Raw genomic sequence first — 10,903 nt, 5'->3', positions numbered from 1 at the left:
AGAAAGAAGAACAGAAGAAGAGAAGGTTGGCTTGTTTGTGGCAGGACTGGTCCTAGAACCACTAAAAAAACGGCTTTTTTTGTCCTTGTTTGGTGTCGAAAATACGTGTTTTTCTTTCTTTTTTTAAAAAAAGCAAAGTTTGCCCTGTTTTGAAAAAATTTAAATAGAACATGTGCATCTACCCTTCAAGAGTGGTTGAGAGATTCCTGTACGCTGGGGGGTGCCTATGGCGCCGGTAAGGACTTGCTATGAGCCTCGTATGTTGAAGCCTCTTTCTTTTTGGAGTACGCTCCAGCACGTCTGCACCGTACCCATCGGGAAGGCCGTTGCCGAGCCCGTATTGAACAACCACGGCAAATACAATAAAACAAATACAATAAAAAATACTGTCATTCTAACGCTTGGAGGTGTTCTATGATGAAGAAAATTCTGGCAAGCATAGTATTAATTGCAGCAGTAGTGCTGAGCGCGATGAGCGTTTCAGCCGAGCACGACACGCAGGTGAGCATCAGCCCGGACATTGCGAACTGTGGTGATTTGAGCCAGACGTTCACCGTGTCCATTACGAATCTCGGACCGGACAGCGTGCGTGAAGTCCGCATTTATGATGATGTGGACGGCGATGGCTCGCGCGACCCGGGCATTGTCGATTTTCAATGCGGAGCGCCTCCTGATGGGTGGACGCTTGATGACCGGCTTGCCCTCTTCAATTATTGCCAGTACGAAATCGCCATTAATGATCCTCGGAAGATTGATGAGAACGAAACAGAGGAGTTCACGTTCACTGCTACGCTGGATGACACGAACAGCGAGTGCGGAAACGAATTTAAGATTGCCACGATTGATGATAAGCAGCCGCTTGGTGAAGTTGTCTTTAAATTCCCCTTCGTTCAGGTTGATTGTTCGGACCCTGAAGTGACCAAGGTTGTTGGGGAGCCCCGTGTCTTGATGGACGACACGTGCAACCCAGACGTACAAACGTGTGACTTTTGGATAACCCAATCAACCGTTATTAATGTGAGTGCAGTTGATGATGATGACGAGTGCGACCTCGGCATAGAGTATTGCCAGTGGCGCTATACCCTCGATGATAATGACCCGGAAGCCTGGGAGACCATCGAGGCGAGCAACGGCGTTGTAGAATGGAATATTCAGTTTGATGAAGATTCAGAACACTTCATTGAGATTGAGTGTTTTGACCTCGCAGGCAACAAGGTCGTCGTGGAAGAAACCGACAAGGTGGACGACACCGAGCCCGAGACGACGCTAGACTTTGATGGCCCCTACAAGCAAGACCAGAACGGGGCGCAGTGGATTGATGGTGTCAGCACCGTCATCTTGACAGCGGCGGATCCTGACCCGACAGGGTTTTCCTGCAACATCGGCGTTGACAAGACGTGGTATTTTGACCGCTACTTTGGCGAGAAAGACAGCGACGAGTGGGATCGCTGCTACGACCCCGAAACGTATTGCGACACGAGCGGAGTTCGTTCACCGTACGATGTCGAGGAATACGCTGGCTGCATCGATGATCAACAAGACAGGTGCGCAGCCGAGTTTGGTGAGGGAACGCCAGAGTGGTATGATTGCGTAGAGAGCAATGCTCATGACGCGTGCGGCGTTGGTGCAGAGTGGAAGTTGCTCAGGCCGGGAGAAATCCTCGGCGGCTTTCAGGAGAGCTGCCACTCGCTCTATTACTTCAGCGTTGACCATCTCGGCAACAAGGAGGCAATGCAGGCAGAATGCTTTTTCGTCGATAAGACGCCTCCTGTTGTAAATCACGATGTTGGCAGCCCGAGCACGCCTTGCGATGGCGACGACCCGAGCGGGTGTGAATCGTGGGTGACGACAGAAACACCTATCACGCTTACCTGCGAGGACGTCGGTCCGCACCCTTCAAACAGTGTTTCACTGTGGTACCGCGTCTGGGATGACATCTCAGAGGAGTGGAGCGAGTGGATCGACCCCAACGGTGACGTTGTCCAAAAAGAAATCTTCTTTGGCGAGGATAGCGTGCACAAGATCGAGTATTACTGCTACGATGCGGTGAACAAGACGAGTGGAACGGCTGACGAGCCGTACGTTGCTGTGTTCAGGGTTGACGCAACGCCCCCCGTCATTACAAAAACGGTTGATGGTCCGCAAGTTGGCGACTGCCCGCCAGAAATGGGAAGCAACGATTCATGCTACGTCACGGACGAAACAATAATTTCCATTGGCGTTGAAGATCCGGACCCGACAGGGAACGGCTGCAATGTTGATGACGTAGCCTGCTCGTACGAGATCTGGTGGGAAGCGTCACGCGGCGAGTGCGACGACGCGCAGGGAAAATGGGATGAAACAACCGGCCTGTGCCTCGTCGAGAGCGGGTTGTTTGAAGAGCCGGGTACTGACGTGTCTTTTTCAGAAGACTCCCGCCATATTTTGAAAGTGTGGTGTGAGGACGCGCTCGGTAACGAAGCGTACGACGAGGAGGTGTTCCTCGTTGACATCACGCCTCCGGAGACGACCAAGACGTATGGAGAGCCACGCTTCCCAGATGAAGGGTATGGCTCGTTCTGTTCTGATGAAGGATGTGGCTTTGCTCGATGGATTACGTCGTTGACTCCCGTAACACTCAGCGTTTACGATGAGAAGGTCGGGAATGAAACGACGTATTGGAGGAACCTGTACATCAGCGACCCGGTGGAGGCCAACAAGGTCTGCGGTCACATCAAGGATGAGGCGCCGCTCAAGTGCGGGGATGCGCAAAAGTGTCGAACAACGAATTACTGCAACCCCGAGTATTACCTTGGCGTGGTAGAAGATCCTGATGTGCCGTTCCAAGTCTATGAAGAGCCGTTTTTCAAAGAGCCGGAGTCGTGTCACGTAATCGAGTATTACAGTGTGGACGCGCTCGGGAATGAAGAGCCGCTCCAGTGGCAATGCGTCTTTGTAGATAACTCTGCACCGATCGGAATGAAAGACGTCTCAGAGCCAAGCGAGTTTATTGGGGAAGGCGGCGATGCTGACTGCTCGAACTCGACCGATCCGGACTGCGGTAGCGGCCTTGACTGGTTTGTTGGGCAGGACTCGGTTGTGACGCTTTCGTGCGACGATCCGCTTCCACACCCGGTTGAGTACGAAGACTTGTGCTACAAGATTTCGTATGAAGGAGATTCGCGCAGCGGGAACGTTTCGTACCTCACCGACAAATACTGTGATGAATTCGGTGGCGAGTTTGACAATGAAACAGGGTACTGCTGTGTCAGCAAGGAACCTGTGAAGAACGGGTACGACCGTGATGGCGTCGTGTATTCGTTCTCCTTCCTGGAAGACTCCATCCACAACGTCGAATACGTTTGCGAGGATGCTTTGGGCAACACAAACGACGTGGATGTCGAGTGGTTCGCTGTTGATACGAAGCCTCCTGTGACGGAGCTGGACTATCTCGCGCCCGTGTTCGAAGTTGAAGTGTGCGAGGTGGTCTATCCTGACGACAAAGCAGGCGATACGAACGGGGATGGCAACGACACCGGCGAAGTAGTGTGCCATAACGTGACGTACATTGATACCGCGTCGCGGGTCAACCTCTCTGCTGAAGATCCGCAGCCGCACCCGTCAGGTTTGCAGGGCACGTACTACCGCTACACGCTCGTTAAGGATGTGTACTGCCAAGATCCAGAGCAGTACTGCCAGCCAATCCATGACGCGAGCAACTTGTCTGAGTGGATGCTCTTTAACGGAACGCCATTTGGCATCCCTGAAGAGAGCTGTCACATGGTTGAATACTTCAGCACGGACAACCTTGAAAACGATGAAGCGATCAAGGCAAGCTGTGTCTTTGTCGACAAGAAGGCTCCGGAAATTGAGATCGTGCTTGGCGAGCCGTATTACCAAGACGCGAATGGTAGCGAGTACATCAACGCGTTTACGCCAATTAGCGTTGACGTGGTTGATCCGCAGCCGCACCCGTCCGGTGTGGCCGACGTCTCCTACCGCGTCTCGCTCGTTGATGACGCGAGCTGTTACAATACCAAGCTCTGCGCTGAAGCGGAAGGAGAAGGCGAGTTCTCTTCGCTTTCGTGGGAGAATGAGTCGTTCACCATTGATGAAGAGTCATGCCACCTCATTGAAGTGCACGCGGTGGATCATGTAGGGAAGGAAAACACGGAGAAGCGCTGTGTCTTCGTTGACACCACGCCGCCGGTCACAGCAAAAACGGTTGACGACCCCAAATCGCCCATGAGCGAGGAGAATATGGATCTTGGGGAAACCTTCTACCCGGACATTCGCGAAGTGTGCGAAGTGGGTGAAGACGGAGAAACGATTTGCTGGGACATTACCCTTCTCACGCCCATTAACCTCGCGTGTGAAGACCAGGAGCCTCACCCGTCCGGGGCGACGAGCATCTGCTTCCAAGTCGGTCTAGACGGCGAGGACGCGACGCAGTCGTACTGTGAAGGTGAAGGCAGGACGTACAACGAGAGCGGCGATGGCTATTGCTGTGTTGAAGGAGGTGTTGAGGACTTCCTCTTTAATGAGGAGACTTGGCACAGACTCTCGTACTATTGTGTTGACAACGTGGGCAACGTCGGCGAAGATGTTGACACCGAGTACTTCAAGGTCGAGGGTAAGCCGTTTAAGATTTCACTCTTCAAGAAGTGGAATTTGATCTCGGTGCCGTTCGTCCTCCTCAACGACGACCCGGATGCCGTCTTTGGCCAGCTTGAAAACGTTGACTCTGTCTGGGCGTACGACCCCACGGATCCTGATGCTGACCCGAGCGGATGGCTGGTGTGGTCACCTGATGGGCCGAGCAACCTGGACGCTATCAGGCCAGGGTATGGCTATTGGGTGTTGATGAGAGAGGATGAGGACCTCCTCTTAGGTGGAAGCCTCTTCCAGCCGGGCAAGGTGCCTCCGTCAAGAACGCTCCTGCCAGGGTGGAACCTCATCGGGTATTATGGAACCCAATGGCAAGAGTACGACGACGAGTACGACTACACCGCCATTTGTGAAGACGAGTACCCGGGCGACACGTACGGAAGTAACAGCTACTGTGCTCTCAACTCCTTGGTTGATACGCAGGAGGGCTACCCGAGGTGGAGCAGTGTTTGGACGTACATCAACTGTGGCGGTCACAACGCGTACTGGTCAGGCGTGAACACGTGCGGAGACCAGTACTACTTTGAAGGCGACAACGTGATGTACGCAGGCCGCGGGTACTGGGTCGAACTCGATGTTGAGGACATCTACGCGCCAGCAACGAGCTGTGTGTGGAACTCAGAGTTCCAGTGCGTCTGGCCGGGAGCCCCGTTTGAGTAAGGCGGAACGGAACTCGTAGAACGCCGATCTTGGACGGGCGGATGCCCCAAAGCGGGAGAGGCAGGGGTGTTTGACCGCTCCACTATTTTTTTTCTTTTTTTTCTTCTTCGCTTTCAAAATCAGCTCCTTCGGCAAGGTTTTTTTTGATAGGGTTGTGCCGTTGGTGTCTTTTTCCGCTTTTGATCTAAGAGAAGGCGGATAGGAAGAAAAAGTTTAAAAACAAAGAAGCGTTCCTAGTTGCTATTTTATGGGGGTAAAAATGAAAGGTTTTAGAAGGGCTTTTAGAAGGATGGTATGGTTTCAGGTGAACGTGTTGAGCTTGGTCTTTTTAGTTCTTGGCTTGGTTGCGTTTCCAGCAGGGTTTGTTTCTGCGCAGACGTCAAGTGGCCAGCCAGAGCAGTTCTACGGAACGGTTACGGTGAACGGAGGACCCGCGCCGGATGGCTTAGTCGTGAAGGCAGTGATTGACGGAGCGACGTACTTGACGAAGACGAAGGCAGGAAAATACGGCTATGATCCTGTATTCCTTATTGATGATCCTCGCGGGGATAGGAACGGAAAGGAGATTGTGTTCTACGTGCAGGATGTTGACACGGGCGAGCGGGCGATTTTCAATTCAGGAAGCGCGTCCGGCGATTATGACAACACGCACCGCTTGGATTTAGATGTGAACGGCGTTAACCTCGGAGGCTCCTCCTCCAGCGGCGGAGGTGGCGGAGGTGGCGGCGGAGGCGGCCGTTTTGTCGCCTCAACAACCAGTTCTGAAGATGCGGGAGATGGCGAGGAAAGCGGCGTGTGCGTTCCAGACTGGACGTGCTCTGACTGGCTGGATTGTCTAAATGGCTTTCAAAAAAGGGTGTGCGTGGATAGCAATCGGTGCCAGTCGCTGGAGAATAAGCCTGCAGAGGAGCGCGAGTGCGAGATTCCTCCTGAGCTTCGTGCCAGCGCACCGGTGGATGTTCAGGCAACCGGCGGCGAGGATGACAACGGCCTCCCTGCAACGTCGGAAGGCAGCACAACGGGTTTGAGAGGCGTTACTGGTTTTGTCGTGGGTTCTCCTCTCCGTGCGGGTGCAAGCATTGCTCTTCTGCTACTCATCGTCGCGGGGATTGCCTTTTTTATCTTCGCGAAGAAAAAGAAATCGTGAAGTAAGCAAGAGAAAGGCGTTTTTACCCTCTCTCTTTTTTTTTATTTTTTTTCTTCTTTTAAGTTAAGTTGCTTGTCCAGTTCTTTCGCACTGGCAAGAAGCTCGTTCATCGTTTCGTTTATCGCCGCTTGTGTTGTGGTAACGAGGTCTTCAAGCGTTTTGACGCGGAGTTGGTAGGTGTTTTTGTAGTGGGCTACGAGTCCGGCGTTCATGAGTTTTTTCAAGTGGTGGATTACTGTTCCTCTGCTCAAGCCGGTGTCCTCTGCAATGGCGTCGCTGGTGAGTTTAGCACCGGTCTTCAGCTGCTTGAGAAGGGTGATGAAGATGCGAAAGCACGACTTGTCCTTGTCACGCAAATTGAAAAGACCCAACGATCCTCCAAACCATTGGAGTTCTTCGTTGACGTTGCCAGGACTGGGGCGTTTACTTTTGATGATGGTTATGCGCGTGAAGGGCATTTTGTTTCGTTCTTCGGTGCTGTTTCGTTCTTAGAGGGATAGGCGTTCTTAGGGCGGAAGGTATTTAAGCTTTTTTGTAGTGCAGCAGAAGAAGACGCTTTTCTGCCAAGGGAGCGGGTTGATTTCTTGTTGTTTGGTCAAAGAACGTTAGCAGGCTTTTCCAATGGTGTGTGTGCTGTTCGTTCCTTGCTTGTTTTAAAAATGGCTGTGTGTACGTATTTGCTTCTTAAGCGTGCGTGGGGTGAAGGGCGGGTCACGAAAAAAAGTCTTAGATACTTTCTAAAAAGTGGTAACACTATATTTAAATATGGTGTTTTGTTTGTTCAAGGAGGAAAATCGATGCAGGATTGATGCAAAGAGGGGTGGTGGTTCCAGTGGGGCCGAAGGGCCAAAGCAGGGTGGTGATGCTCAGTGGTGTTGGCGGGCTGATAGTCCTCTTCTTGCTGAGTGTGTACGTTTTGGCATTGGCGCAAGTCACAATTCACACCCCTGCAGAGAATTCAACGAATCAGGGTAGTTTCTTGCTGAACGCATCAACAGACGCTCAGGCGAGCAACGTGACGTTCTTCTTTATAAATGCCTCGGGGGTTGTTGTTGACAATGTAACAAACACGACGCCTGGCACGACCTTTCTCTTTTCATATAATGCGACAGAGAGGGGTCTTCCGGACGGGGTGTACAACATCACTGCCAACGCAACGAATACTTCAGGAACGACGGTCTCTGCAACGAACGCAAACGTGACTATTGATGCAACACCGCCCGTTGTAGGAGACCCTGCGCCTCTTGCAGGAACGCTCTACAACGAGAGCGAGCAAGTGGTTTTAGAAGTGAACGCGTCGGACGCGCTTGTCGGAGTTGAGGCAGTTGAAGCAAGCGTTTCTTTGCCGAACGCCAGTGTTAGCACAATCACGTTAAGCGATACGAACTCGGACGGCAGGTTCAACGGCACATTTTCTGATACGTCGCTTCTTGGGAGGTACAATGTCACATTTATTGCTAACGATACTGTCGGGAATGTGAACGATTCAGTCACGACATGGTTTAACGTGTCGGACGGGACGCCTCCGTCGGTTTCAAGCCCGACGGTGACGCCTTCTTTGGCGAGGAGTTCCGACCCTGTCGAGATTAACGTAACGGTCACGGACACGCAGGGCGTTGCAGGGGTGAACGTGAGCAATGCTTCAAGTGTTGTGATGGCTAACGTGTCGGCGACGTTGTGGACGGTGGTGACGAACGCGACTGCGCTGGGGTGTGGAGAAGGCGTATGCACGCTTACGTTCACGGCGGTGGACAACTACGGCAACGTCAACAATTCAGTAACGGCTTCATTGACCGTTGATGACACGCCCCCGTTGCAGGCTGAGAATTTGACGAACCAGTCAACGGGAAGAACGTGGGTGTTCTTGGCCTGGAACGTGTCGAACGCAACTGATGTGAACCACACTGAAGTGTGGCGTGATGGGAGTGTTTTCGTAGCGAACACGTCGCAAACATCTTATAACGTCACTGGATTGGTGGCTGCTACGGCGTACACGTTTCAGGTTTACACCGTGGACGATGCGGGAAACAAGAACACAAGTGTTTCTGCTGAAAACAATATTTCAGTGACGACGAACCCTCCTAACCAACTCCCTGCCGTGGTGCAAATTAATCTTACGCCGCTCTCTCCTCTGGTCAATGAAGATTTGAACTGCTCGTTCGTTGTCGAGGATAACAACACAGGCCAGTCGCTCTCGGTCAATATCACGTGGTTCGTTGACGGCTCTTCTTTTTTGAACACGAGCTTTGGGGTTTCCAACGGGACGCTCGCCAGCCACGTACTCGGGAGCGGAAACACGAGCGTCGGAGAAGTTTGGACGTGCGAGGTGCGTCCGTTTGATGGTGAAGCGTACGGTTCTGCGGTGAATGCATCAAACGTGACCATTCTTGACACGCCGCTGCTGGTTTCTCTCACAGCGCCCTCTAACAATTCTCAGCACAACGCCACTTTTCTTCTTAACGCGACAACCAACGAAGTTGCACAAAATGCCACGTTCTTTTTCTTTAACACCAGCGGCGACCTTGTAGTGAATGTAACCAACACAACAAGCGGCACGGTTTTTACGTACAACTTCAACGCGACCCAGGAGGGTTTGCCCGATGGTGTGTACAACATAACCGTGAACGCGACAAAGAGCACAGGAACTGTGGGGAGTGATACGGGAGTGAACATCACGGTGGACACGACATCGCCCACGATTAGCAGCGTTTCGTTGTCGGATAACATAACGAAAAATAATACGAATGTTTCTGTGACGGTGAATGTTTCCGATGCCCTTGTTGGCGTGGTGTCAGTTTCTGCAGAGGGTGTTAGTTTGGTGAGTGTGGGTGGTGGTTTGTGGAATGGCACGATTACGCTTGTTGCGGGCGGCTCCCCAGTAGATGTTATTGCAACAGACGGAGTTGGGAATGTCCAGACAGACACGAGCGCAGGATTCATCATTGACGATACCGCGCCAACTATTCACAGCGTTTCATTGTCGGATAACATAACGAAAAATAATACGAATGTTTCTGTGACGGTGAATGTTAGTGACGCGACGGGTGTGGTGTCGGTTTCTGCGGAAGGTGTTGGTTTGGTGAGTGTGGGTGGTGGCTTGTGGAATGGTACGATTGCGCTTGTTGCAGGCGGCTCCCCGGTGGATGTGGTCGCGGTTGATGAGGCTGATAATAACGCGACGGATACGAGTGCAACCTTCACCATTGACGACATAAATCCTTCAGCACAGAACGCATCAGTCAATGCATCGCTTGTGCAGAACACGACGCCGATACGACTCAACATCACCGCCTCAGACAATACAGGTGTGGCTGCAGTCACGGCACAGAACACGTCTTCTGTTTCGCTCAATCTAGTAAACGGCTCGCTCTATTCAGCAGTTACAAACGCCTCTGCACTCGGCTGTCCAGAAGGACAATGTGTCATCGCCTTCATTGTCACAGATGAGGCGGACAATACAAACGCATCAACCACGCTAACTATAACAAACGACAACACGCCGGCCACGATCTCCAACGTGACAAATTCGTCTATAACGAATGAGAGCGCGGTTGTGCAATGGCAGACGAACGAGAACACAACAGGAGTGGTGTGGTACGGGACATCGAGTGGGAACTACACGTTCTCCGTCGCAAATAATTCCATCGGCGTGCAGCACGCAGTAACAATCGTAAATCTATCCCCCAACACGACGTATTTCTACGTTGTGAACACAACAGATGTCGCTGGCAACAAGAACCAGTCGGGAGAATTCAACTTCACCACAGAAGCGTCTAACGACACGGCCGTCCCTGCAGTGTCTGCTGTAACCGCGACGCCTTCAACAGTTGAACAGTTTTCCCCAGTGGAGATTGCAGCGAACGTAAGCGATAACGTCGCAGTAGATACTGTTCTTGCAAATATTTCATGGCCGAACGGCACGAGTGAAACGATCACGCTGCTCGATGGAGATGCCGACGGGCGCTACAACGCTTCGTACGCAAATACGTTCGTCCTAGGGGTTCACAACGTGACAATCATTGCAAACGACACCTCGGGGAACAGAAACGATTCGGAAACAACAACGTACACAGTTGTAGATACGGTGCCGCCTTCGGTATCCGGTGGCGTTGTCAACGATTCTGTTGTGCATGCAAACGCTTCGATACGAATAAACGTGACCGTCGATGACAATAACACGGTCGCTTCAGTAGTTGTAGGAAATAGTTCAACGGTTTCCATGTCTAACGTGTCGGCGACGTTGTGGACGGTGGTGACGAACGCGACTGCGCTGGGGTGTGGAGAAGGAACGTGCTTTTTGCGATTCAATGCTACTGATGCCTCCAGCAACAGCAACACGTCTGAAGGGGTGTCTATCTTGGTGGATAGTGTTTCTCCGGTGATTGTGAGTGTTTCGTTGTCGGATAATGTGACGAGGAATAATACGAATGTTTCTGTGACGGTGAATGT

4 protein-coding genes are annotated in these 10,903 nt (G+C 52.0%); 3 read left to right on the top strand and 1 reads right to left on the bottom strand.

The window, feature by feature from the left end:
* The first annotated feature begins 417 nt into the window (after positions 1 to 417).
* Both D6783_05480 and D6783_05475 read left to right on the top strand, forming a co-directional pair.
* Positions 418 to 5,307, top strand: coding sequence for a hypothetical protein (locus D6783_05480; protein ID RME52240.1), 4,890 nt, complete (start codon positions 418 to 420; stop codon positions 5,305 to 5,307).
* A 289-nt stretch (positions 5,308 to 5,596) separates the two neighbouring features.
* A complete protein-coding gene (locus tag D6783_05475) occupies positions 5,597 to 6,454 on the top strand; it encodes a hypothetical protein (protein RME52239.1) in 858 nt (285 codons plus the stop codon).
* Between the two features lie 41 nt (positions 6,455 to 6,495).
* Here D6783_05475 and D6783_05470 read toward each other — a convergent pair whose 3' ends face one another.
* Positions 6,496 to 6,912: an ArsR family transcriptional regulator gene (locus D6783_05470; GenBank protein RME52238.1), complete on the bottom strand. Its 417-nt coding sequence runs from the start codon at positions 6,910 to 6,912 to the stop codon at positions 6,496 to 6,498.
* A 350-nt stretch (positions 6,913 to 7,262) separates the two neighbouring features.
* Between D6783_05470 and D6783_05465 the strand changes: the two genes are divergently transcribed.
* A partial coding sequence (locus tag D6783_05465; protein RME52237.1) for a hypothetical protein occupies positions 7,263 to 10,903 on the top strand: 3,641 nt, incomplete at its 3' end.

It is taken from the genome of Candidatus Woesearchaeota archaeon, assembly GCA_003694805.1.
Lineage (GTDB): Archaea > Nanobdellota > Nanobdellia > Woesearchaeales > J110 > J110.
This window is presented reverse-complemented; position numbering and strand designations above follow the sequence as displayed.